Consider the following 23,394-nt stretch of genomic DNA (forward strand, 5'->3'; position numbering starts at 1 on the left):
GCGGGAGATGTCGGCGAGTTCTGTGTGGCTCGGTGCGGAAAACCGTTTGCCCCCACCTGGGCCGTGGCGCGAACCTTGCACGTCTTCGTTCCGCGCGCCTTCTTCCGGGTGCCAGAGGTCTGGGGCGTCATGCAGATCCGTCATCTCCCGTACGCCGATCCTGGCGAACCCGACGTCCGGTCGGGCGCGCGCTTCCTGCTCTGGCTGGGCCGCGAGCAGTGGGCCGGCCAGCTGGCCGCGCTCTGCTGGGCCCTGCTCATGCAGCTCGGTATCGCCGCGCTGCCGCTGGGCGTGGGCCTCGCCGTCCAGGCGGTCGTGGACCGCTCCGGCGGCGACCTGGCCGTGGCAGGGGTGGTGCTCACCCTGCTGGGTGTGGCCATCGCTGTCGGCGACATGCTGCTGCACCGCGCCGCCGTCACGAACTGGATCACGGCGGCCGCCCGGGTGCAGCAGCTGCTGGCCCGCAGAACGGCGGAGCTGGGCGCGGTGCTGACCCGTCGGGTCGCGGCGGGCGAGGTCATGGCGGTGTCCACGGGCGACGTCGAGCGGATCGGGTGGTTCGTGGAGGTGCTGTCGCGGTTCGCGGCGGCGGTTCTCACCCTGCTGGCGGTCTGCGTGGGCCTGGTGCTGTACCAGCCGGAGCTCGGCGTCGTCGTGGCGCTCGGCGTGCCGGTGCTGGCGGTGGCCGCGCTGCCGCTGCTGCCCCGGGCGACCCGGCGGGCGGACGTCCAGCGTGAGAAGGCGGGGCGGGCCACCGAGCTGGCCTCGGACACGGTCGCCGGGCTGCGGGTGCTGCGGGGCATCGGTGGCGAGGAGCTGTTCCTGACCCGCTACCGCGAGGCGTCCCAGGAGGTACGGGCCGCGGCCGTGCGCAGCGCCCGCTCCTGGGCGCTGATCGCGGCTGTACAGGTGGTGTTGCCGGGGCTGCTGTTGATCGGCGTGGTGGCGTACGGGGCGAAGCTCGCGTTCGACGGGCGGATCTCGGTGGGCGAACTGGTCACCGTGTACGGGGCGGTGATGCTGACGCAGCACCCCTTGCGCGGTTTCGAGGAGATGGCGATGGCCTACTCGTTCTCGCGGCCGTCGGCCAAGCGGGCGGCGCGTGTGCTGGCGCTGAGCCGTACCGGACCGGTGGCCGGGACCGACGAGGTGCCGCGCGGCGATCTGTACGACCCGGTGACCGGTCTGCTGGCGCCCGAGGGGTGCCTCACCGCCGTGGTGTGCGGCGACCCGGACGCGGCGGGGCGGCTGGCCGACCGGCTCGGCGGTCATCCGGCCGGGGCGGGCGCCGAGCCGGAGACGTCGGTGCTGCTGGGCGGCGTGCCGCTGGACGCGCTGCCGCTGGAGCGGGCCCGTACGGCGGTCCTCGTGCAGGACAAGGACCCGGTGCTGCTGTCGGGCACCCTGCGGGAGCTGCTGGACGTACCGTCGTCCGGCGCGGTGAACCCACGGGACGCGCTGGCGGCGGCGGAGTGCGGCGATGTGCTGGACGCGCTGGCGCAGGCGTCGCCCGACCCGGGCGGCGACCCCATGGGCACCCGGATCACGGAGCGCGCCCGGTCCCTTTCGGGCGGCCAGCGACAGCGCCTGGCCCTGGCCCGCTCGCTGGTGACCGACCCCGGGGTGCTGGTCCTGGACGAGCCGACGTCGGCCGTGGACTCGCACACCGAGGCGCGGGTCGCGGCGGGCGTCCGGCGGCTCCGGGAGGGCCGTACGACGGTCGTCCTCGCCTCGTCGCCGCTGCTGCTTGACGTGGCCGACCGGGTGGTGCTGGTGCACGAGGGGAAGGCGGTGGCGGTCGGCACGCACCGCGAGCTGCTCCGTGACGAGCCGCGCTACCGGGCGGTGGTGTCCCGCGAGGCCGAAGCGTCCCCGCCCGAGCCGTCCGCCTCCCCCGCCTCCCCCGCGTCCCCCGAGTTCGCAGACATCGAGGAGTCCGCATGATCGGCCTGGCGCCACCGGAGTACGACCCGGCGGCCCCGCATTCCGCGGCCACCCTGCCCGTGGGCTCGCCCGCGACCGTGCGCGCGTATGTACGGGAGCTGCTGCGCCGCCATCGCCAGGCGTTCGCCGGGCTCGTCGCGGTCAACGCGGTCGCCGTCGTGGCGTCGATGACCGGCCCGTATCTGCTGGGCTCGCTGGTGGACCGGCTGGCCGCGGGGACACGCGAGCTGCACCTGGAGCGGACCCTGGCGCTGTTCGCCGTCGCGCTGCTCGTACAGGCGGTGTTCGTGCGGCTGGTGCGGCTGCGCGGGGCGATGCTCGGGGAGGAGATGCTGGCCGATCTCCGCGAGGACTTCCTGGTGCGGTCGGTGGGGCTGCCGCCGGGGGTGCTGGAGCGGGCCGGGACGGGTGATCTGCTGTCGCGAATCACCACCGACATCGACCGGCTGGCCGACGCCATGCGGCAGGCCGTGCCGCAGCTGGCGATCGGCGTGGTGTGGATGGGCCTGCTGCTCGGCGGTATGGCCGCCACCGCGCCGCCGCTGGCCCTCGCGGCCCTGGTGGCGGCGCCGCTGCTGCTGGTGGGCTGCCGCTGGTACTTCCGGCGGGCCCCGTCGGCGTACCGCTCGGAGGCCGCCGGGTACGCGGCGGTGGCAGCCGCGCTCGCGGAGACCGTCGACGCGGGCCGCACGGTGGAGGCGCACCGGCTGGGGGCGCGGCGGGTCGCGCTGTCGGACCGGCGGATCAAGGAGTGGACGGGTTGGGAGAGGTACACCCTCTACCTGCGCTCGGTGTTTCTGCCGGTCATCAGCCTCACCCACGCCGTGGTGCTCGTCGCGGTCCTGCTGATCGGCGGCGTGCTGGTGCTGCGCGGGTGGCTGGACGTCGGCCAGCTGACCACGGGGGCGCTGCTGGCGCAGATGCTGGTGGACCCGATCGGGATCATCCTGCGCTGGTACGACGAGCTTCAGATCGCCCAGGTGTCGCTGGCGAGGCTCGTCGGGGTCCGGGACATCGAGCCGGACGCCGGCGACGGCGCCGTACGGCCCGAGGGGCGGGACGTACGGGCGGACGAGGTGCGGTTCGGCTACCGGGAGGGCGTCGACGTGCTGCACGCGGTGTCGCTGGCGGTCGCGCCGGGCACGCGGCTGGCGCTGGTCGGGCCGTCGGGCGCGGGGAAGTCGACGCTCGGACGGCTGCTGGCCGGGATCTACGCGCCGCGCTCCGGGCGGGTCACGCTGGGGGCGGCGGAGCTGGCGAGGATGCCGGCCGAGCGGGTACGGAAGCATGTGGCCCTGGTCAACCAGGAGCACCATGTGTTCGTCGGGACCCTGCGGGACAACCTGAGGCTGGCGCGCCCCCAGGCGGGTGACGGGGAGTTGTGGGCGGCGCTGCACGCGGTGGGCGCCGACCCGTGGGCGCGGCCCCTGGACGACGGCCTCGACACCGAGGTGGGCTCGGGCAGCAGGGCGCTGACCCCGGCGCAGGCCCAGCAGGTGGCGCTGGCCCGGCTGGTGCTGGCGGACCCGCACACCCTGGTCCTGGACGAGGCGACGTCGCTCCTCGACCCGCGGGCGGCCCGCCATCTGGAGCGGTCCCTGGCCCGGGTCCTCGAGGGGCGCACGGTGGTGGCCATCGCGCACCGGCTGCACACGGCGCACGACGCGGACCTGATCGCCGTCGTGGAGCGCGGCCGGATCAGCGAACTGGGCAGCCATGACGCGCTGGTCGCGGCGGACGGCGCGTACGCGGCGCTGTGGCGGTCCTGGCACGGCGAGACCTGACGGTCCGCCGGGCGCGCCCCGGCCGGGTCGTGCCCGCTCCGGTCCGACGCTCCCCGGCCCTGCCCGTACGGTCCTGCCCGCCCCGTCCTGCCCGCCCGGTCCTGCCCGTCAGACCACGTTGAGCGCGACCGCGCCGCCCACTCCGCCGAGGACCATGAACACCGGCATGAGGACCTTCACCTCGACCCAGCTGCCCGCCTTGAACCGGAGGGCCTTCGGCGGCCCGATCGGGTACCAGCGCTTCCGGCCGACCGGGATGGGCCACAGTATCGGGCAGCCGGACACGGTCAGCGCGTCGCCGATGTCGTGCACCAGCGCGCCGAGCACGATCGGCAGCCCGAGCCATATGTACTCCTGCCCGGGCGCTTCGAACAGCCAGCTCGCCCCGTTGCCGGGCTGGTCCAGTACGCCCGCGAGGATCCACGCGCTGGTCGCGCCGAGCAGCCACACCAGGACGTCGCTGGAGACCCGGGCGGCCCGCCACAGGAGGCCCTCGACGGCCAGCACCAGGTGGACGAAGAGGATCGCGAGGACCGCCCACCGGCCCCCCGCGACGGCGATCCCCGATGTGCCGGCGCCGATCGCGACGGCCCACAGCCAGGTGTGCGTCAGCGTGCGGTGGCCGCCGCTCCTTCGCGGGTCGGCGGGCTTCCGCGTCGCCTTGTAGACGGCGTACGAGAGTTTGTCGACGACCTCGCACAGCCAGCGCGACAGGGGTCCGAAGGCGCGCGAGATCGTCGCCGACTTGTGGTCCAGGTCAGGGGCAAGCGCGGCGCCGGCGCAGATCAGCGCCCCGACGACGAGGACGGGCCACGGCATGGGGTGGCCGGCCGCCGCGGTCGCGGCGCCCACCCCCAGCCAGGCTGCCGCCCCGGAGAGAGAGTGCGCCGGTCCCATCATGTGCGTGCCCGCCCCAGTGCTCGTGTGGTGTTGCCGAGTTGACGGCACAGGGTATCGCCCGTGATCTTCGAGCCGGTGGCCGGTTCCCGCTTCGCGGGGGAAGGCAGGCAAGATGGAGGCGTGACCCTTATCGATCAGCTCCCGCAGACCGCCGATCCCGATGACCTCTTCGAGGCTTTCTCGTCATGGGCGGAGGGCCGGGGCATCTCCCTCTATCCGGCCCAGGAGGAGGCGCTGATCGAGGTGGTGTCGGGCGCCAACGTGATCCTCTCCACCCCGACCGGTTCGGGAAAGAGCCTGGTCGCCGCGGGTGCGCATTTCACGGCGCTCGCCAACGACCAGGTGACGTTCTACACCGCGCCGATCAAGGCGCTGGTCTCCGAGAAGTTCTTCGATCTGTGCAAGCTGTTCGGCACCGAGAATGTGGGCATGCTGACCGGCGACGCGTCCGTGAACGCCGACGCGCCGGTGATCTGCTGCACGGCGGAGGTGCTGGCGTCGATCGCTCTGCGCGACGGCAAGCACGCCGACATCGGCCAGGTCGTGATGGACGAGTTCCACTTCTACGCGGAGCCGGACCGCGGCTGGGCGTGGCAGATCCCGCTCCTGGAGCTGCCGCAGGCGCAGTTCGTCCTGATGTCGGCGACGCTCGGCGACGTCTCGATGTTCGAGAAGGACCTGACGCGCCGCACGGGCCGCCCCACGTCGGTGGTCCGCTCGGCGACCCGCCCGGTCCCGCTGTCGTACGAGTACCGGACGACGCCGATCACCGAGACGCTGACCGAGCTCCTCCAGACCAAGCAGGCGCCGGTCTACATCGTGCACTTCACGCAGGCGGCGGCCGTCGAGCGGGCACAGTCGCTGATGAGCATCAACATGTGCTCGCGCGAGGAGAAGGACCGGATCGCCGAGCTCATCGGCGGCTTCCGGTTCACCACGAAGTTCGGACGGAACCTGTCGCGCTACGTCCGGCACGGCATCGGTGTGCACCACGCGGGCATGCTCCCCAAGTACCGGCGCCTGGTGGAGAAGCTCGCCCAGGCCGGTCTGCTGAAGGTGATCTGCGGTACGGACACGCTGGGCGTCGGCGTCAACGTCCCCATCCGTACGGTGCTGTTCACGGCGCTGACGAAGTACGACGGGAACCGGGTGCGCACGCTTCGCGCCCGCGAGTTCCACCAGATCGCGGGCCGGGCCGGCCGGGCCGGGTTCGACACGGCCGGGTTTGTCGTCGCGCAGGCGCCCGAGCATGTCATCGAGAACGAGAAGGCACTGGCGAAGGCGGGCGACGACCCGAAGAAGCGCCGCAAGGTGGTCCGCAAGAAGGCCCCGGAGGGCTTCGTCAACTGGTCGCAGAACACCTACGAGAAGCTCATCGGGTCCGAGCCGGAGCCGCTGACGTCCCGGTTCCGGGTGACGCACACGATGCTGCTGTCGGTGATCGCCCGGCCCGGCGACGCCTTCGCGGCGATGCGTCACCTGCTGGAGGACAACCACGAGCCGCGCAGGAACCAGCTGCGGCACATCCGCCGCGCGATCGCCATCTACCGGTCGCTGCTGGACGGCGGCGTCGTCGAGCAGCTGGACGAGCCGGACGCCGAGGGCCGCACTATCCGGCTCACCGTCGACCTCCAGCAGGACTTCGCGCTGAACCAGCCGCTGTCGACGTTCGCGCTGGCCGCCTTCGAGCTGCTCGACCCGGAGTCCCCGTCGTACGCGCTGGACATGGTGTCGGTCGTCGAGTCGACGCTGGACGACCCGCGGCAGATCCTCGCGGCCCAGCAGAACAAGGCGCGCGGCGAGGCCGTCGCCGCGATGAAGGCCGACGGCGTCGACTACGAGGAGCGGATGGAGCGGCTCCAGGACGTGTCGTACCCGAAGCCGCTCGAAGAGCTGCTGTGGCACGCGTACAACCTGTACCGGAAGTCCCACCCGTGGGTCGGCGACCACCCCGTGTCGCCGAAGTCGGTGATCCGCGACATGTACGAACGGGCGCTGTCCTTCACGGAGTTCACGTCCTTCTACGAGCTGGCGCGGACCGAGGGCATCGTGCTGCGCTATCTGGCGGGCGCGTACAAGGCGCTGGACCACACGATCCCGGACGATCTGAAGACCGAGGACCTGGAGGACCTGATCGCCTGGCTGGGCGAGATGGTCCGGCAGGTCGACTCCAGTCTGCTGGACGAGTGGGAGCAGCTGGCCAACCCCGAGGTGGAGACGGCCGAGGAGGCCCAGGAGAAGGCCGACCAGGTCAAGCCGGTCACGGCCAACGCCCGTGCGTTCCGGGTCCTCGTACGCAACGCGATGTTCCGGCGCGTGGAGCTGGCCGCGCTCGACCACGTCGACGAGCTGGGCGAGCTGGACGCGGAGTCCGGCTGGGACGCGGACGCCTGGGGCGAGGCGATGGACAAGTACTGGGACGAGTACGAGGACCTGGGCACCGGCCCGGACGCGCGGGGCCCGAAGCTGCTGTCCATCGATGCGTCCGACGAGAACACAGCCCACGGTCTGTGGCGGGTCCGGCAGACCTTCGCGGACCCGAACGGCGACCACGACTGGGGCATCAGCGCGGAAGTGGACCTGGCGGCCTCCGACGCGGAGGGCCTGGCCGTCGTCCGCGTCACCCACGTCGGCCCGTTCTGAGGACCCGGAGAACCCGATGACGAACCCTGCCAACGCCGCCGAGCGCCTCGTCGACCTGCTCGACCTGGAGCAGATCGAGGTCGACATCTTCCGCGGGCGCAGCCCCGAGGAGTCGCTGCAGCGGGTCTTCGGCGGACAGGTCGCCGGTCAGGCCCTGGTCGCGGCCGGCCGCACCACCGGGGGCGACCGGCCGGTGCACTCGCTGCACGCGTACTTCCTGCGGCCGGGCATCCCGGGCGTGCCGATCGTGTACCAGGTGGAGCGGGTGCGGGACGGCCGCTCCTTCACCACGCGCCGGGTCACGGCGGTCCAGCGCGGCCGCACGATCTTCAACCTGACGGCGTCCTTCCACCAGCCGGAGGAGCCCGGCTTCGAGCACCAGCTGCCGCCGCGCCTGGACTTCCCGGACCCCGAGACGCTGCCTCCGGTCGCGCAGGAGATCCGTGAGCACCTGGGCGCGCTGCCGGAGGCGCTGGAGCGGATGGCCCGGCGTCAGCCGTTCGACATCCGGTACGTGGACCGGCTGCGCTGGACGGCGGAGGAGATCAAGGACGCGGACCCGCGCAGCGCGGTGTGGATGCGCGCGGTGGGCCCGCTGGGCGACGACCCGCTCGTCCACACATGCGCGCTGACGTACGCGTCCGACATGACCCTGCTCGACGCGGTCCGCATCCCCGTCGAGCCGCTCTGGGGGCCGCGGGGCTTCGACATGGCGTCGCTGGACCACGCGATGTGGTTCCACCGGCCGTTCCGTACGGACGAGTGGTTTCTGTACGACCAGGAGTCCCCCATCGCGACGGGCGGGCGCGGCCTGGCGCGGGGGCGGATCTACGACCGGGAGGGCAGGCTGCTGGTGTCGGTGGTGCAGGAGGGGTTGTTCCGACCGCTGAATCCGTGACGGCGGGTGGGCTCCTCAAGCGCCGGACGGGATCTCACAGGCCGGGCAGCGGGTCCTGGTCGACGTCGTGGCGGCGCGGCCGGATATCGGGCCGCGCCGGGTGGAGCTTGGCGTCGCACGACGGGCCGAGGCCGGTGCGGCGGGAGCCGCGGCCGGTGAGGGGCTGCCCGCACAGCCGGCACCACACGGGCGGCCGGGCGTCGTCGGGCACCGAGGCCGGAAGTTGCTGATCGTTCATGTGTACGTGTCTACCCTGTCGTCTGTTCCACTGACGACGAGGAGACCTTGATGAGCCTGTACGACATTCCGCTGCACACCCTGTCCGGCGACCCCGTGAGCCTGGCGGACTACCGGGGCCGTGCGGTGCTGGTGGTGAACGTCGCGTCGAAGTGCGGGCTGACGCCGCAGTACGCGGGCCTGGAGCGGCTGCAGCAGCAGTACGGCGAGCGCGGGTTCACCGTGCTGGGCGTGCCCTGCAACCAGTTCGCGGGCCAGGAGCCGGGCAGCGCGGAGGAGATACGGACGTTCTGCTCGACGACGTACGGGGTGTCGTTCCCGCTTCTCGAGAAGACGGATGTGAACGGCGCCGGGCGGCACCCGCTGTACGCGGAGCTGACGAAGGCCGCGGACGCGGACGGCGCGGCCGGGGACGTGCAGTGGAACTTCGAGAAGTTCCTGATCTCGCCCGAGGGTGAGGTCACCCGGTTCCGCCCGCGCACCGAGCCGGAGGCCCCGGAGCTGCTCGCCGCGATCGAGGCGCTGCTCGGCGCCTGACGAGACTCCGGCCTCTCGTCAGGCGACCGCGCTCAGTGTGTCCGCCAGCCTGCGGCGGGCCGCGCGGGCGGCGGGGACGGCCGCGAGTGCGATCGCGCCCAGGACGGCGCCGGCCGTGAGGGCCAGCAGGTGGAGGAGCGGGGGGCCTTGGGCGATGCCGGCGCCCACGCCGCTCGTTCGGCCCTCGTGGTCGATCAGCCAGTGGGCGAGCGGCACCCCCAGGGCCGTACCGGCGAGCGCGGCGGCCAGGGCGGTGCAGCCGACGGCGGTCACCGTCACGGCGGTGACCTCGCGGGGCGACAGCCCCATGGCCTTCAGCGCCAGCAGGTCGCGCTCCCCGTCACGTACCGCTCCGCCGATGGCCGTCGACACCTCGGTCAGGCCGATCAGGGCGAGGACGATGATCAGCCCGGCGACCACACCGCGCAGGGAGGCGAGCCGGTCGGCGGGGCCCGCGACCGCGTGGATGTCCAAGCGGCCCGCCGCCGCCTCGGTCAGTTCGGCCCGCACCACGCGCGGGTCGGCGCCGGGCCGGAGCAGTAGGTGGTAGACGGTGGGCTGCAGGGCCGGGTCGTTCTCGCGGAGGGTGTCGAGCGAGGTGGAGATGGTCCGGCCGCCGTTCTCGGGCTCGATGCTGCGGCCGACGAGGTGCAGCACCTGGGGGTGACCCTCGACGGTGACCCGCACCCAGTCGCCGACCCGGACGCCGAGCAGGTCCAGCAGACCCTGTCCGGCCACCGCCTCGTCGAGGCCCCGCGCGAGGCGGCCCTCGACGACGGAGTAGGGGTAGGGGTCCTGGCGGGTGCCGAGGCCGCGCAGGGCGATCGTGCCGGTCTGGCCGGGGACCAGGGCGGCGACCTCCAGACCGCGGTGGGCGGCGATCACGTCGGGGCTGCGCTGGAGCAGGGCGCGGGCCTCCCGGTCGCCGAGGCCCTCGGCGGGGCGCGCGGTGAGCGCGGCGGCCAGGCCGAGCTGTTCGGGGCGGGAGTCGAAGCGTTCGATGGTGGTCAAGGCGCCGAGGGCCACGGTGATCAGCAGCAGCGGCAGGGCGAGCCGGGCGACGGTGGCGGGCGTGTGGCGGCCGCGGCCGAACGCGCGGTGCCAGCCAAGGACCAGGGCGGGCGGTACGCCGGGCAGGGCCAGGGCGCGCCGGACCGGGCGGGAGAGGCCCCGGCCCGCTGCGGTGCCCACCGGGGACCCGGCGGGGACGGGCGGGACACGGCCCGCGCGCCAGGCGGCGAGGCCGGTGGCGGCGCCGATCAGGACGACGACGGCGACGGGGATGCCGAGGAGGGACCCGGCGTGTCCGGGCAGGCCCTGCCAGACGCCGACGGCGTCGCCGAGGCGCCCGGGTATGCGGCTGCCGAGCGCCTGGGTGAGCGCGCTGGCGAGGGCGGCGCCGAGGGCCGCGTACGCCAGGTGCTGGGCGAGGAAGACCCGGACGACCTGGCCGGGGGTGAAGCCGATGGCCTTGAGGACGGAGATGTCGCGGAGGTGGCCGCGTACGCGCGTACTGATGGCGCCGAACACGGCGAGCGCGGCGGCGGCCAGCGCGCCGAGCCCGAACAGGCCGAGGACCTGGCCGAGGAGCCGGGTGTCGCCCTGCGCCTCGGCGCGGGCCTGCCGCCAGTCGGTGACATCGGTGACCGCTCCGGCGCCGAGGGTCGTGACGGCGCGCTGCACGGCGTACTCGGTGTCGTCGCCGTCGGTGAGCCGCAGGCCGGTGACGCGGCCGGGCTGTCCGGGGGTGGTGCGCACGGCGGTGGGCGGGGCCCAGACGGTGCCGGGGCGTTCGCCCGGCCGGTAGCGGGGCTCGGCGCTGTCGGCGACGCCGAGGACGGTGAGGGTCCGGCCGTCGCCGCCGGGCAGGGTGAGGGTGTCGCCGGGCTCGGCGACCAGTGCCTCCGCGAGGCTGCTCTCCAGGACGACGCCGTCGGGCACGGCCGGGTCGAGCCAGCGGCCCGCGGTGACGAGGGGGCGGCCGGTGGTGGGCGGCCGGTCGGCGGTGGCGCGCAGCTCGACGGCGGCGCGGGCGCCGCGCGAGGCGACGCCGGTGGCGACGGTGTCGTACGGGCCGGCCGTGGCTGCGACACCGTCGAGTTCGGCGAGCCGGGCGGGGTCAGCGGTGCGGCCGGTGTGGATCCAGACGTGCGCGCCCTGGGACTGGGTGAAGACCCGCTGCCAGGGGTTGGTGGCGTAGCCGAAGAGGGCCGCCGCGAGGAGCAGGGAGGCGACGATCCCCGCGGTGGCTGAGACGAGGAACAGCGCCTCGCCGCGGTGGGTCCGCAGATCGGCGTGCGCCCAGCGCAGCATGGCCCGCACGCCGGTCAGTCCCTCAGCTCGACGACGCGGGCGGGTCCGGTGGTACGGCCCCGGCGCCCGCCGTCGCGCCCGCCGCCGTCCTTGCCGTCGTCACCGTCGTCCCCGAGCGAGGCGTCGTCCGTGACGCGGCCGTCGAAGAAGCTGATCACGCGGTCGGCGGCGCTGGCGAGCCGGGCGTCGTGGGTGACGAGGACGATGGTCTGGCCGCGTTGGTGGAACCGGCCGAGCAGCCGCATCACCTCGCGGGTGCCCTTGCTGTCGAGGCTGCCGGCCGGTTCGTCGGCGAGGAGCAGCCGGGGCTGGTTGACCAGGGCGCGGGCGAGGGCGACGCGCTGCTGTTCGCCGCCGGACAGCTCGCCGGGCATGCTGCGCGCCTTCGCGGCGAGGCCCAGCTCGGCGAGGAGCTTCTCGCGCTCGGCGCGGGCGTGCTTGGCGGAGGCGCCGGCGAGCAGGGCGGGGAACTCGACGTTGTCGGCGACGGTCAGGTTGGAGACGAGGTTGAAGAACTGGAAGACGATGCCGATGCTGCGGCGCCGCTCCACCGCCCAGCGGGCCTCGGTGTAGGCGGCGGTGGACTCGCCGTCGAGCTTGATCGTGCCGCTGTCGGGGCGCTGGAGCCCGCCGAGCAGGTGGAGGAGGGTGGACTTGCCCGCGCCGGAGGGGCCGGTGACGGCGACGAACTCGCCGCGCCGCACGGTCAGGTCGACCCCGCGCACGGCATGGACGGGGCCGCCTTCGCCGTGGTGGGTCCTGGTCAGGCCGTGGGCCTCCAGCAGGGGTGCCGGGGCGGCGGCGGTGTCGCTCACGGCGGGTTCTCCGGCGCTTGTCGCGGCTTCTCCGGCGCTCATCGCGGCTCCTCCAGCTCCTCCTGGCAGCGCTCCAGCCAGTCGAGGTCGGCCTGGAGGTGGAGCATGGCGCCCTCGATGAGCAGGTGGGCTGTGCGGTTGTCCCGGTTCTCGGTGGCGGCCAGCTTGGAAAGGGTGCGCATGGTCCTGAGGTACTCGCGTCGCTGCTTGTTGATGAGGGATATCTGGTCGGCGAGGCCGGTCCGGGGCGCGAGGGCGAGCTTCATGAAGAACTCGTCCCGTACCCGCGGTTCGTCCGCGGTCTCCTCGAACCAGGCGCTCAGCGCCTCACGTCCGGCGGCGGTGAGGCGGTAGATCTTCTTGTTCGGCCGGTTCGACTGGGCGACTTCCTCACCCTCGATGAGTCCCGACTTCTCCAGTCGGCCCAGGGTCACGTAGATCTGCCCGACGTTGGGCTGAGGGTACGCGGCACCCAGCAGTTGCTCAAGGTCCTGCTTGAGCTCGTAGCCGTGCGCGGATCCGTCAGCCAGGAGAGCGAGGAGCTGCATGCGCACTCGTGGGCTCTCCTTCTATCGCGATCCGGGTTCAATGTGCTCTGCGCCCTAGTATCGCCCAATGCCTAACAGGTATACATGCCACTGACCTGACGAAGGTGTCCGGTACTGGTGTTACAGGGAGGAACCTATGCGGTGGACGCGTGCCGCGGGTAGGGGGCTCCTTGTCGCGGTCCTGCTGCTGGTGGGATCGGTGGCGTCCGGCGTGCCCGGGGACGGGCCGCGGAGCGCGGGGCGGGGTCCGGTGACGCTGGCCACGGCGGGCGACCTCACCGGATACCTGGGCCCGCTGCTGGACGACTGGAACCGGGAGCGGCCGGCGGAGAAGGTCACGCTCGTCGAGCTGCCCGACTCGGCCGACGAGACCCGGGCGCAGATGATCACGGATCTGCGGTCCGGCGCGGGCGGCCGTTTCGACATCCTCAACATCGATGTGGCGTGGACGTCGGAGTTCGCGGCGGCCGGTTGGATCGCTCCGCTGGAGCGGGACCGGTTCGCCCTGGACGACTTCCTCCCGCCGGTCGTGGACACGGCGACATACGAAGGCCGGCTGTACGCCGTGCCGTATGTGACGAACGCGGGCATGCTCTTCTACCGCGAGGACCTCCTGGTGGCGGAGGGCGAGCGACCCCCGCGCACCTGGGCGGAGCTGGAGCGGCAGGCGCGGACGATCGCGCCGAAATACGGCGTCGGCGGTTACGCCGGGCAGTTCCTGCCGTACGAGGGGCTCACGGTCAACGCCACGGAGGCGATCTACTCGGCGGGCGGCGCGGTCCTCGGTGACGAGGGCGGCCGGGTCGCCGTGGACTCGGCCGCGGCGCGGTCCGGGGTGGCGTTCCTGGGCCGGGGTGTGCGGGACGGCTGGATCCCCCGGGAGGCGCTCACGTACAAGGAGGAGGAGTCCCGGCAGGCGTTCCAGGACGGCCGGCTCCTCTTCCTGCGGAACTGGCCGTACGCCTGGGCGGGCGCCTCCGGGAGCGACTCGAAGGTCGCGGGCCGCTTCGGCGCTGTGCCGCTGCCGGGCCCGGACGGGCCGGGGACGAGTGTCCTGGGCGGGGCGAACCTCGCGGTGAGCAGCCGGACGCGGCACGCGGAGACGGCGCGCGACCTGCTCGCGTATCTGACGAGTGACGCGGTGCAGCGCAGAGTGCTGACGGAGGGCGCGCTGCCGCCGGTGCGGGCCGCGCTGTACGAGGACGCGTCGCTGCTGCGGCGGTTCCCGTATCTGCCGGCGCTGCGGGAGAGCGTGCTGGCGGCCCGGCCTCGCCCCAAGAGCCCGCAGTACGAGCAGGTCAGTCTGGCCGTCCAGGCCGTGATGCACGACGCGATGGCACAGCGCCAGTCGTCCGAGGCCGCGGTGCGGCGGCTCGCGGCGGAGCTGGACGCGATCGCGCGCCGCGGCTGACGCACGCCGCTTCGGATCTCCCGGAGACCCCCTCTTAGTTACCTGTTAGGCATGGGCGCCGCATCGGAGGCGCATATTTCAGCGTTCCCCCAGGGTGACAAATCGGTACATAACCAGGTAACCGGCCAGTGTTTATTGCATCGTCGTTGACACGAGGTAAAGCGTGCTACCTAACATGCATGCATAACCGCTGCTCCCTCTGAGCGGCGCGCACCCTTCACGCAGAAACAGGTCAACGGGTGATGCTCACAGCCCCGGCCGACGACGGCCTCTCGCACCGCCTCACGCACCCCTGGTGGCGCGACGCAGTGATCTACCAGGTGTACGTCCGCAGCTTCCTGGACAGCACCGGCGACGGGATCGGCGACCTCGCCGGTGTCCGCACCGGACTGCCGTATCTGAAGAAGCTCGGCGTGGACGGCATCTGGCTGAGCCCCTTCTATCCCTCGCCGCAGCACGACCACGGCTACGACGTCGCCGACTACCGCGACGTGGACCCGGTCTACGGCGACCTCGACGAGTTCGGGCTGCTGGTGGCGGACGCCCACCGGCTCGGGATCAAGGTGCTGCTCGACATCGTCCCGAACCACTGCTCCAGCGAGCACCCCTGGTTCGGCGAAGCGCTCGCCGCCGGCCCCGGCAGCGAGGCCCGCGCCCGGTTCCACTTCGCCGAGGGCCGGGGCCCGGGCGGCGACGTGCCGCCGAACAACTGGCACGCGATGTTCGGCGGCCCCGCGTGGAGCCGGGTGACCGAGCCGGACGGCACCCCCGGCCAGTGGTACCTGCACATGTTCACGCCGGAGCAGCCGGACCTGAACTGGCGCAACCCGGACGTCCCCGCGCACTTCGACGAGGTGCTGCGGTTCTGGCTCGACCGCGGCGTGGACGGGTTCCGGATCGACGTGGCCGCCGGGCTGTTCAAGCACCCGGACCTGCCGGACTCCCCCGACCCGGAGGCCGACGCCCGCACCCGCGACTCGGTCAACCCGCTCGCCTGGAACCAGCCCGAGGTGCACGGCGTATGGCGCCAGTGGCGGAAGGTGTGCGAGGAGTACACCGCGAGGGACGGCCGCGAGCGGCTGCTCGTCGGCGAGGTGTCCGTGCCGACCGCCCGCGAGCACGCCCAGTACGTCCGCCCGGACGAGCTCCACCAGGCGTTCTTCTTCGACCTGCTGGGCGCGCCCTGGGACGCCGCCGCGTTCCGGAGCGTCATCGACGAGGCGCTGCGGGACATCGCCGGAACCGGCTCCAGCGTCACCTGGGTGCTGAACAACCACGACCAGGTGCGGACCGTCACCCGGTACGGGGAGTCCGGCACCGAGGGCAGCGGTCTCGGGGCCGCCCGCGCCCGGGCCGCCGCGCTGCTGCTGCTGGCGCTGCCCGGCGCCGCGTACATCTACCAGGGCGAGGAGCTGGGCCTGCCGGAGGTCGTCGACCTGCCGGACGAGGTGCTCACCGACCCGATCTTCCGCCGTACCGGCAGCCGGGCCCGGATCCGCGACGGCTGCCGCGTCCCGCTCCCCTGGTCCGGGCACGCCTCACCGTTCGGGTTCAGCGCGGGCCCCGAGGGCGTACGGCCGTGGCTGCCGCAGCCGGGCTGGTTCGCCGAGCACGCCACCGAGCGGGCGCTCGCCGACACCCGCTCGTTCTGGCACCTGTACCGCGAGGGCCTGCAGCTGCGGCGCGGGCTGCCCCAGCTGGGCGAGGGCGCCCTGCGCTGGCTGGACGCGCCGCCCGGGGTCCTCGCGTTCGAGCGGGGCGACGGGCTGGTGTGCGCCGTGAACTTCGGCACCGCGCCGGTGCCCGCCCCGGTCCCGGGGACGCCGCTGCTGGCGAGCGGGATGTGCCCGCCGGGCGCGCTGCCGGGGTCCACCGCGGCTTGGTGGATCACCGACGGCACCGAAAACCCCACCCCGTAACCCCTTCCCTACACCTTCCCTGGACCCCCCACTCGCACCACCACCCCGTAACCCCCACTCGTACCACCCCTTCGAAATCCCACCCCCGAAAGGTACGGACATGATGAGACGACGCTTCACCACAGTGTGCTGCTCGGCCGTCACGGTCGCCCTGGCCCTTGGCGCGACCGCGTGCGGTGGCGGCCCGGTGACCAAGGCGGACGGCGGCAAGGAACTGGCCGGGCAGACCCTGACGATCGCGGGTGTCTGGTCGGGCGCCGAGCAGAAGAACTTCCAGAAGGTGCTGGACACCTTCACCGAGAAGACCGGCGCGAAGACCCGGTTCGTCTCCACCGGCGACAACGTCTCCACGGTCGTCGGCAGCAAGATCGAGGGCGGCAACGCGCCCGACGTGGTGATGGTCCCGCAGGTCGGCGTGCTCCAGCAGTTCGCCAAGCAGAACTGGCTCAAGCCGCTGTCGGACCGGACGGAGAAGGCGGTCGACGCCAACTACGCGCCGGTCTGGAAGAATTACGGCTCCGTCGACGGGAAGCTGTACGGCCTGTACTTCAAGGCGTCCAACAAGTCGACCGTCTGGTACAGCCCCGCCGCCCTCGACCAGGCGGGGGTGAAGCCGCCGACGACGTACGAGGAGATGCTCACCGTCGGCCGCACCGTCGCCGACTCGGGCCTGCCGGCCTTCGCGGTGGCGGGCGAGGACGGCTGGACGCTCACCGACTGGTTCGAGAACATCTACCTGTCGCAGGCGGGCCCGCAGAAGTACGACCAGCTCGCCAAGCACGAGATCAAGTGGACCGACCCGACGGTGGTCGAGGCCCTGAAGACCCTCGGCACGCTCTTCAGCGACGACAAGATGCTGGCCGGCGGCCGGAACGGCGCCCTCTCCACGGACTTCCCCGGCTCGGTCGAGAAGGTCTTCGGTCCCAAGCCGGAGGCCGGAATGGTCTACGAGGGCGACTTCGTGGCCGGTATCGCGAAGGACGAGTTCGGCCGGAAGATCGGCGAGGACGCGACGTTCTTCTCGTTCCCGCCGGTCGGCAAGGGGGATGCGCCGGTGGTCAGCGGCGGCGACGCGGCCGTGGTGCTGAAGGACGGCAAGAACCAGAAGGCCGCGATGGCGTTCATGGAGTTCCTGGCCACCCCCGAGGCGGCCTCCGTGTGGGCGTCCGAGGGCGGCTTCATCTCCCCCAACAAGGGCCTGGACCTGGGCGCGTACGGGGACACCACGCTGCGGGCCACCGCCAAGTCGCTGATCGACGCCGGTGACACGGTCCGCTTCGACATGTCCGACCAGGCGCCGGCGGCGTTCGGCGGCACGAAGGGCGCGGGCGAGTGGAAGATCCTGCAGGACTTCCTGCGCGACCCGTCGAACCCGACCGCCACGGCGGCCGCGCTGGAGGCCGCTGCGGCCAAGGCGTACCGCACCGCCAACCAGGGCTGAGGCGACCTTTCACCATGACCACAGTCACCGAAACCGCCCGGCGGGGGGCCGCGAACGCGCGGCGCCGCGCCGGGCGGCGCCGGCGGATCATCGCCGTCGCCTTCGTCCTGCCCGCGCTGCTGCTGCTCGGCGCGCTGGTGGTGTACCCCGTAGTCTTCTCGGTCGGCCGGAGCTTCTTCGACGCGTCGGGGGCCCGGTTCGTCGGCGGTGAGAACTACGTCGAGATGTTCCGGGACCCGGCCACGCTTAAGGCCATCCGCAACAGCACGATCTGGGTGGTCGTCGCCCCGACGCTGCTGACCGGTCTGGGGCTGATGCTCGCCGTTCTGGTGGAGAAGATCCGCTGGGCGGCCGCGTTCAAACTGCTGCTGTTCCTGCCGATGGCGGTGTCGTTCCTCGCGGCGGGCATCATCTTCCGGCTCGCGTACGAGGACGACCCCGACAAGGGCGTCCTGAACGCGGCGGTGGTCGGCGTGCACGACATGTTCGAGGAGGGCTCGCAGTACCCCGGCGCGAGGGCCAGGGAGGGCGAGTCGCTACGGAAGACCCCCACGGGCTCGTACGAGACGACGGCGACGCTCTCGCCGGGCGACGCGCCCGTTCCGCTGGGCGTGGTGGGGGTGAGGCCCCAGGAGGTCCCGTCCGAGGCGCGGCCCGCGGCGGAGGCGGCGACGGCGGAGGCTTCCGCCGACGAGCTCCGCGGTGTGGTCTACCTGGACTTCACCCCGGGCGGCGGGGGGCGTGCGGGCGAGGTCGACGCGGACGAGCGCGGCCTGCCGGGCCTGACCGTGGAGGCGGTGCGGGACGGCCGTGCGGTCGCCACGGCCACCACGGGCCCGGACGGCGCGTTCGGCTTCGACGGCCTGGAGTCGTCGGGCGCGTACACGCTCCGCCTCCCGGCGGCGAACTTCGCGGAGCCGTTCACGGGCGTGTCGTGGCTCGGACCCGCGCTGGTGACGCCGGCCATCATCGGCGCGTACCTCTGGATCTGGACGGGATTCGCGATGGTCCTGATCGGCGCCGGGCTGTCCGCGCTGCCGCGCGACACGCTGGAGGCGGCGCGGATGGACGGCGCGAACGAGTGGCAGGTCTTCCGGCGGATCACCGTGCCGCTGCTCGCGCCCGTGCTGACGGTCGTCTTCGTCACGCTGGTCATCAATGTGATGAAGGTCTTCGACCTGATCTACATCATCGCGCCGGGCCCGGTGCAGCAGGACGCCACGGTGCTGGCCACGCAGATGTGGCTGGTGTCCTTCGGCGGCGGCAACGATCAGGGGCTCGGCAGCGCGCTGGGTGTTCTGCTTCTGCTGCTGGTGATCCCCGCGATGGTCTTCAACGTCCGCCGTTTCCGCAGGAGCCAGTCATGAGCGCGACAGCGACCACCCCGGTGCGGCCGAGGACGGCGCCACCGGCCCTCCCGTCCCCGCCGCCGCCCCACCGCCGACGCCGTCTGCGCCGCTGGCTGGGCAACGGCGTGGTGCAGGCGTTCCTGCTGGTGATCGGCCTGATCTGGATCACCCCGGTGGCGGGCCTGCTGCTCTCCTCCCTCCGCTCGGCGCAGGACAGCGCGTCGAGCGGCTGGTGGACGGCACTGGGCGACCCGGGCCAGCTGTCGTTCGCGAACTACGCGGCGCTGCTGGAGAACTCGGGCATGACGCAGGCGTTCTGGAACACGGTGCTGATCTCGGTGCCGACCACGGTCCTGGTCGTCGTGCTCGCCGCACTCGCCGGCTACGCCTTCGCCTGGCTGGAGTTCCCCGGCAGGGACTGGATCTTCCTGCTGGTCGTCGCCCTGCTGGTGGTACCGGTCCAGGTGGGCCTGCTCCCGGTGGCGAAGCTCTTCGGCGCGCTGGGCCTGTTCGGCACGATCCCGGGAGTCGTGCTCTTCCACGTCGCCTACGGCCTGCCCTTCGCGATCTTCCTCCTCCGCAACTACTTCGCGGAGATGCCGAAGGAGATGCTGGAGGCGGCGCGGATGGACGGCGGCGGGGAGTGGCGCATCTTCAGCCAGCTGGTCCTCCCCGTCGGCCGCCCGGCCATCGCCAGCCTGGCCATCTTCCAGTTCCTGTGGGTGTGGAACGACATGCTGGTCGCCCTCCTCTTCGCCGACTCGTCGTCCCAGCCCCTGACGGTGGAACTCCAATCGCAGGTCCGCCAGTTCGGAAGCAACATCGACGTCCTCGCCCCGGGCGCGTTCCTGTCCCTGGTGGTGCCGGTGGCCGTGTTCCTGATCTTCCAGCGGCACTTCGTACAGGGGGTGATGGCGGGCTCGGTGAAGTGACCCCGCGCACACCGCGCCTACGACATCCCGCACGCCCCGTCACGTCATGAACACGGTGTGTACCCACCCTGCGCCGCTCACCGTGTGAATGCTCACGATGGGCGGCGAACAGGGTGGGATCGGCGGACCGGCTCCCTAGTCTGGACACATGTCCATTTCCCCGTTCGATGCCGAGACGCCCGACACCGAAGCCCTGAACGCCGCGATCCGCGAGTTGTGGGTACGTTCGGGCGGCACCCTGTCGGCGGACGGCCAGCGGATCTACCAGGCCCTCGTCACCGCGTGGGCGGCCGCCCACCGGGGCGACGTCGCACCGGCCGCGTAGCGGCGCGACGCCAAGCCCTCAGGCCGGGGCGAGGGTGGCGGTCAGCTCGTCCGTGGCGATCAGCAACGACTGTCCGTGGCAGTGGAGGGCCCGCACGGGAGGGCCGGGGCGGAACTCGCGTACCAGCGATGTCCCGACGCCGTCGGCCGTGTCCGGGGTCTCGTGGCGGACAAGGCCGTCCGTCCAGGCCACGGCCAGGACCGGTCCCGCGTCGAGTGCGTCCGGGACCGCGGCGAGTGCGTCACCCGGCCCCTCGTGAAGGCGCCGGGTGACGCGGCGCGGAGAAGCGTCCCCCTTGGACCAGGAGGTGTACGCGCCCCAGGTCGTCACCGAAGGCGACCCCGTCGGGCAGCGCGCACGCCGCCGTGAGCCTGGCGCCTCCCGGTACGTCGGCGGGGAACGCGGCCACTACGTCCCGCAGGTCCTTCCCCACGTCGGCCGTGGCCGGGTCGACGAGCGCCAGCAGGCCGGAGGCGACCGCGCCCGGTGCCGGGGCCGGCTCGCCGAGCAGGGAGACGGCGCCCCATTCGTCGAGCGCGCCGACACTTCCGTCGGGCAGGCCGAACACGGCGGTGAGGCCGCGCGGCTCCGCGCCCGAGAGGCGGGCCTGCGGAAGCGCCGTGACCGGGTCGAGAATCCGTACGTCACCGAGCGGCCCGCCGACCAGCACGCGACCGGTGTGCGTCCACCGCGAACTGGAAAGACGCATAGCGGACCCGGCGAGAGGCAGCCCCGGCCAGGCGGACAAGCCATGCAGTGATGCGAGAGGATGCACATGCGACCATCACGAGAGAGAGGCCGGCGGTGACCGAACCGGACGCAGTGGACCTGATCCACCTGGAAGATGCAGACGGTAACCGCTGCGTCGTCCGAGTGACCGGCCGCTACCAGCGGGGGTTCTGACCGGCCACGACATCCTGCGGGCAGATGTCCTGGCCTCCGCCGACTTCGTTGACGCCCGGCTTGAACTCTTCCTGTTCCAAAAGGACCTCGACGCCTGGCAGCGCGACCTGGCCCGGCTCGCGCCGGGCACGGACGCGAGCATCGGTGGCGACCGCGGACTGAGCCTCGTCTTCCACATGCACGAGGACCGCTCCTTGTCCGTGACCGTTGACGACCCCGACCGCCTCACCGCAATGCTCTGGATCCAGCCGCAGGAGACCTGGGTCCAGGAGCATCACCAGCGACTTGAGCACCTTCGAGAAACCTGGCCGAGTGAAGTCGTAGAGACGGCTCCCATGGCCTACGAGTGGAGTCCCAGCCGCAAGCGTTGAATCGCGACGCCCGCCCGCGAACGCCCTCACTTCTTAAACAGCTCTGGCGGGACAGAACGCTCTTTCAGAAGATGCCGTCCACGATCTCCTCGTACATCCGGTTCCACTCGGATCGCTCCACGGCGAACGGAAGGTCGTCGAACGCCTCAATCCTCCGGCGCAGTTCCTGAGGGTCGAGGTCCTCGTTCTCCTCGCGCTCCTCACAGAACTTCTTCAGGACGATGAGCGAGCGGACGAGGGACTCGACGTTTCTGTGGATCAGTACGGGGTTCCCATCCCCATCATGGGAGAACTCATAGATCCGCCCATCTGCGGGATTCAGGGCAGCGATGGCGGTGGGGAAGTATCCCACCCTCAGCCAGGAGCGGCACGCCTCTGGAGGACCTTGCGCTTGGCGCGCTTCCCGTCGAACGTGGACTTCTTGTCCTGGAACCGTCCGTGCCACTCACCGGGTCGTCGAACAGGTTCTCCAGCGGCGCGACCACCTGCGCCTCGATCTTCTCGACGGCGAGGTCGACGAGTTGCTGTACCAGGAGGTCTATGGCCTCCCGTACGGCCACTGTGAGAGCGGCGGCGGCCGCGGCGAGGTCGCCGATGATGACGTACTTACAGGTGGTGACTTAACATCCTCGCCGCCCTGCAGGACGGCGATTCCCGCACTACCGCGCCGTGGAAGGCTGTGGTGTCGGGTGGGTACATCGAGCAGCAGAACCGACCGCTCTGCCCCGGGCTGAGGCCAACAGCGCAGATCCGTGAACACAGCTGAGGTCAGAGAAACGCCGGTTCGATCGTACAACGGGGTTCCGAAGACGATCTCCGGGTGGGAACGACGGCCAGAGCGCGACGGGGACGAGGCCGGCGTCAGCGGATGGGCATGCCCGAGAGGGTGCGGGCTATGACGAGGCGCTGGATCTCGCTCGTGCCCTCGAAGATGGTGTAGATGGCCGCGTCGCGGTGCATGCGCTCGACCGGGTACTCGCGGGTGAAGCCGTTGCCGCCGAGGATCTGGACGGCCTGGGCGGTGACGGTCTTGGCGACCTCGCTGGCGTACAGCTTGGACATGGAACCCTCGGCGGAGGTGAAGGGCTTGCCCGTCGTGGCCATCCAGGAGGCCCGCCAGACGAGGAGGCGGGCGGCGTCGATCTGGGTGCGCATGTCGGCGAGTTGGAAGGCGATGCCCTGGTTGTCGATGATCGGGCGGCCGAACTGGTGGCGGGTCTTCGCGTAGTCCAGCGCCACCTCGTAGGCCGCCCGGGCCGTGCCCACCGCCATGGCGCCCACCGCGGGGCGGGATGCCTCGAAGGTGGCCATAGCGGCGTTCTTGACCTCTCCCCGCTCCCGGCTTCGCTCGAGCGGGGGAACCCCCATGCCGCTCTGCCGCGCCTTCTCGCAGGCGCGCGCCAGGCGTTCGTCGAGCTTCTCCTTGCCGCCGAGGAGGCAGGAGCCGGGGACACGGACGTCCTCCAGGACGACCTCGGCGGTGTGCGAGGCGCGGATGCCGTGCTTCTTGAACTTCTGCCCCTGGGAGAGGCCGCGGGTGTTCGGGGGGACGATGAAGGAGGCGTGGCCCTTCGAACCCAGGCCGGGGTCCACCACGGCCACCACGACATGGACGTTGGCTATGCCACCGTTCGTGGCCCACGTCTTGGTGCCGTTCAGGACCCACTCGTCCTTGGCCTCGTCGTAGACGGCCCGGGTCCGCATGGAGGCGACGTCCGAGCCGGCGTCGGGCTCGGAGGAGCAGAAGGCGGCGACCTTGACGTCGTCGGCGTCGCCGTACATCTGCGGGATCCAGGTGCCGATCTGCTCCTCGGTACCGTTCGCGAGGACACCGACGGCGGCGAGGCCGGTGCCCACGATCGACAGGGCGATACCGGCGTCGCCCCAGAACAGCTCCTCCATCGCCATCGGGATGCCGAGGCCCGTCGGGTCGAAGAACTGCTGGGCGTAGAAGTCGAGGGAGTAGATGCCGACCTTCGCCGCCTCCTGGATGACCGGCCAGGGCGTCTCCTCACGCTCGTCCCACTCGGCGGCGGCCGGGCGGATCACGTCCTCGGCGAATCCGTGCAGCCAGTCACGGACCTGCTTCTGGTCGTCGTTGAGCTCGAGCGTGAACTCGGCCAT

At 72.1% G+C, this 23,394-nt stretch carries 21 protein-coding genes; 12 read left to right on the forward strand and 9 right to left on the reverse strand.

The genetic code is table 11. From position 1 onward, the window contains the following. Positions 1 to 129: 129 nt before the first annotated feature. Together FVS66_RS22145 and FVS66_RS22150 are read left to right on the forward strand one after the other, a co-directional pair. The gene (locus FVS66_RS22145; protein ID WP_149182923.1) at positions 130 to 1,944 is read left to right on the forward strand and encodes an ABC transporter ATP-binding protein; all 1,815 of its coding nucleotides are present in this window, start codon (positions 130 to 132) and stop codon (positions 1,942 to 1,944) included. Then, positions 1,941 to 3,728 carry an ABC transporter ATP-binding protein gene (locus FVS66_RS22150; protein ID WP_149182924.1) on the forward strand — a complete coding sequence of 596 codons (1,788 nt, stop codon included), beginning with the start codon at positions 1,941 to 1,943 and terminating at the stop codon, positions 3,726 to 3,728. The genes FVS66_RS22145 and FVS66_RS22150 overlap by 4 nt, the downstream gene beginning before the upstream one ends. A 108-nt stretch (positions 3,729 to 3,836) precedes the next feature. Here FVS66_RS22150 and FVS66_RS22155 read toward each other — a convergent pair whose 3' ends face one another. After that, positions 3,837 to 4,628: a metal-dependent hydrolase gene (locus FVS66_RS22155; RefSeq protein WP_149182925.1), complete on the reverse strand. Its 792-nt coding sequence runs from the start codon at positions 4,626 to 4,628 to the stop codon at positions 3,837 to 3,839. 120 nt (positions 4,629 to 4,748) lie between these two features. Between FVS66_RS22155 and FVS66_RS22160 the strand changes: the two genes are divergently transcribed. Beyond that, positions 4,749 to 7,271, forward strand: coding sequence for a DEAD/DEAH box helicase (locus tag FVS66_RS22160; protein WP_149182926.1), 2,523 nt, complete (start codon positions 4,749 to 4,751; stop codon positions 7,269 to 7,271). 16 nt (positions 7,272 to 7,287) lie between these two features. Continuing rightward, positions 7,288 to 8,169: an acyl-CoA thioesterase II gene (locus FVS66_RS22165; protein ID WP_149182927.1), complete on the forward strand. Its 882-nt coding sequence runs from the start codon at positions 7,288 to 7,290 to the stop codon at positions 8,167 to 8,169. 34 nt (positions 8,170 to 8,203) lie between these two features. On the opposite strand, the gene FVS66_RS22170 is transcribed toward FVS66_RS22165, so the two are convergent. Further along, positions 8,204 to 8,407 carry a DUF6011 domain-containing protein gene (locus tag FVS66_RS22170; RefSeq protein ID WP_149182928.1) on the reverse strand — a complete coding sequence of 68 codons (204 nt, stop codon included), beginning with the start codon at positions 8,405 to 8,407 and terminating at the stop codon, positions 8,204 to 8,206. A gap of 50 nt (positions 8,408 to 8,457) precedes the next feature. Here FVS66_RS22170 and FVS66_RS22175 point away from each other — a divergent pair, with 50 nt between their 5' ends. Continuing rightward, a complete protein-coding gene (locus FVS66_RS22175; protein ID WP_149182929.1) occupies positions 8,458 to 8,943 on the forward strand; it encodes a glutathione peroxidase in 486 nt (161 codons plus the stop codon). 18 nt (positions 8,944 to 8,961) lie between these two features. On the opposite strand, the gene FVS66_RS22180 is transcribed toward FVS66_RS22175, so the two are convergent. From FVS66_RS22180 to FVS66_RS22190, 3 genes are read right to left on the reverse strand one after another with little or no spacing between them, the layout of a single operon-like run. Continuing rightward, positions 8,962 to 11,265, reverse strand: coding sequence for an ABC transporter permease (locus tag FVS66_RS22180; protein ID WP_149182930.1), 2,304 nt, complete (start codon positions 11,263 to 11,265; stop codon positions 8,962 to 8,964). Between the two features lie 5 nt (positions 11,266 to 11,270). After that, positions 11,271 to 12,113 (reverse strand): ABC transporter ATP-binding protein, encoded by an 843-nt coding sequence (locus tag FVS66_RS22185; protein ID WP_149182931.1) that lies wholly within the window; start codon positions 12,111 to 12,113, stop codon positions 11,271 to 11,273. Then, positions 12,110 to 12,625, reverse strand: coding sequence for a PadR family transcriptional regulator (locus FVS66_RS22190; protein ID WP_149182932.1), 516 nt, complete (start codon positions 12,623 to 12,625; stop codon positions 12,110 to 12,112). The genes FVS66_RS22185 and FVS66_RS22190 overlap by 4 nt, the downstream gene beginning before the upstream one ends. A 130-nt stretch (positions 12,626 to 12,755) precedes the next feature. On the opposite strand from FVS66_RS22190, the gene FVS66_RS22195 reads away from it, so the two are divergent. The 6 genes from FVS66_RS22195 (at position 12,756) to FVS66_RS35175 (ending at position 19,996) form a co-directional block, all read left to right on the forward strand. Beyond that, positions 12,756 to 14,030, forward strand: coding sequence for an ABC transporter substrate-binding protein (locus FVS66_RS22195; protein ID WP_149182933.1), 1,275 nt, complete (start codon positions 12,756 to 12,758; stop codon positions 14,028 to 14,030). A gap of 242 nt (positions 14,031 to 14,272) precedes the next feature. Beyond that, positions 14,273 to 15,949 (forward strand): glycoside hydrolase family 13 protein, encoded by a 1,677-nt coding sequence (locus FVS66_RS22200; RefSeq protein WP_149182934.1) that lies wholly within the window; start codon positions 14,273 to 14,275, stop codon positions 15,947 to 15,949. Positions 15,950 to 16,049: 100 nt separating this feature from the next. Next, entirely contained in the window at positions 16,050 to 17,390 is a 1,341-nt protein-coding gene (locus tag FVS66_RS22205; RefSeq protein ID WP_149182935.1) for an ABC transporter substrate-binding protein, read from the forward strand. A 14-nt stretch (positions 17,391 to 17,404) separates the two neighbouring features. After that, on the forward strand, positions 17,405 to 18,757 hold the full coding sequence (locus FVS66_RS22210) for an ABC transporter permease subunit (RefSeq protein ID WP_149182936.1): 1,353 nt from the start codon (positions 17,405 to 17,407) through the stop codon (positions 18,755 to 18,757). Continuing rightward, positions 18,754 to 19,671 carry a carbohydrate ABC transporter permease gene (locus FVS66_RS22215; protein ID WP_262387136.1) on the forward strand — a complete coding sequence of 306 codons (918 nt, stop codon included), beginning with the start codon at positions 18,754 to 18,756 and terminating at the stop codon, positions 19,669 to 19,671. The genes FVS66_RS22210 and FVS66_RS22215 overlap by 4 nt, the downstream gene beginning before the upstream one ends. Before the next feature lie 148 nt (positions 19,672 to 19,819). After that, a complete protein-coding gene (locus FVS66_RS35175) occupies positions 19,820 to 19,996 on the forward strand; it encodes a hypothetical protein (RefSeq protein WP_187645646.1) in 177 nt (58 codons plus the stop codon). Positions 19,997 to 20,014: 18 nt separating this feature from the next. Here the strand turns inward: FVS66_RS35175 and FVS66_RS35180 are convergent, their stop codons facing one another. Then, on the reverse strand, positions 20,015 to 20,188 hold the full coding sequence (locus FVS66_RS35180; protein WP_187645647.1) for a hypothetical protein: 174 nt from the start codon (positions 20,186 to 20,188) through the stop codon (positions 20,015 to 20,017). Positions 20,189 to 20,237: 49 nt separating this feature from the next. Then, entirely contained in the window at positions 20,238 to 20,705 is a 468-nt protein-coding gene (locus FVS66_RS22225; RefSeq protein ID WP_149182938.1) for a hypothetical protein, read from the reverse strand. A gap of 223 nt (positions 20,706 to 20,928) precedes the next feature. On the opposite strand from FVS66_RS22225, the gene FVS66_RS36930 reads away from it, so the two are divergent. Then, positions 20,929 to 21,270: a DUF5959 family protein gene (locus FVS66_RS36930; protein WP_399226070.1), complete on the forward strand. Its 342-nt coding sequence runs from the start codon at positions 20,929 to 20,931 to the stop codon at positions 21,268 to 21,270. Positions 21,271 to 21,334: 64 nt separating this feature from the next. On the opposite strand, the gene FVS66_RS22235 is transcribed toward FVS66_RS36930, so the two are convergent. Further along, the gene (locus FVS66_RS22235) at positions 21,335 to 21,715 is read right to left on the reverse strand and encodes an SUKH-4 family immunity protein (protein ID WP_149182940.1); all 381 of its coding nucleotides are present in this window, start codon (positions 21,713 to 21,715) and stop codon (positions 21,335 to 21,337) included. A gap of 416 nt (positions 21,716 to 22,131) precedes the next feature. Continuing rightward, entirely contained in the window at positions 22,132 to 23,394 is a 1,263-nt protein-coding gene (locus FVS66_RS22240; RefSeq protein WP_149182941.1) for an acyl-CoA dehydrogenase family protein, read from the reverse strand.

The organism is Streptomyces sp. TRM49041 (genome assembly GCF_008271805.1).
Lineage (GTDB): Bacteria > Actinomycetota > Actinomycetes > Streptomycetales > Streptomycetaceae > Streptomyces.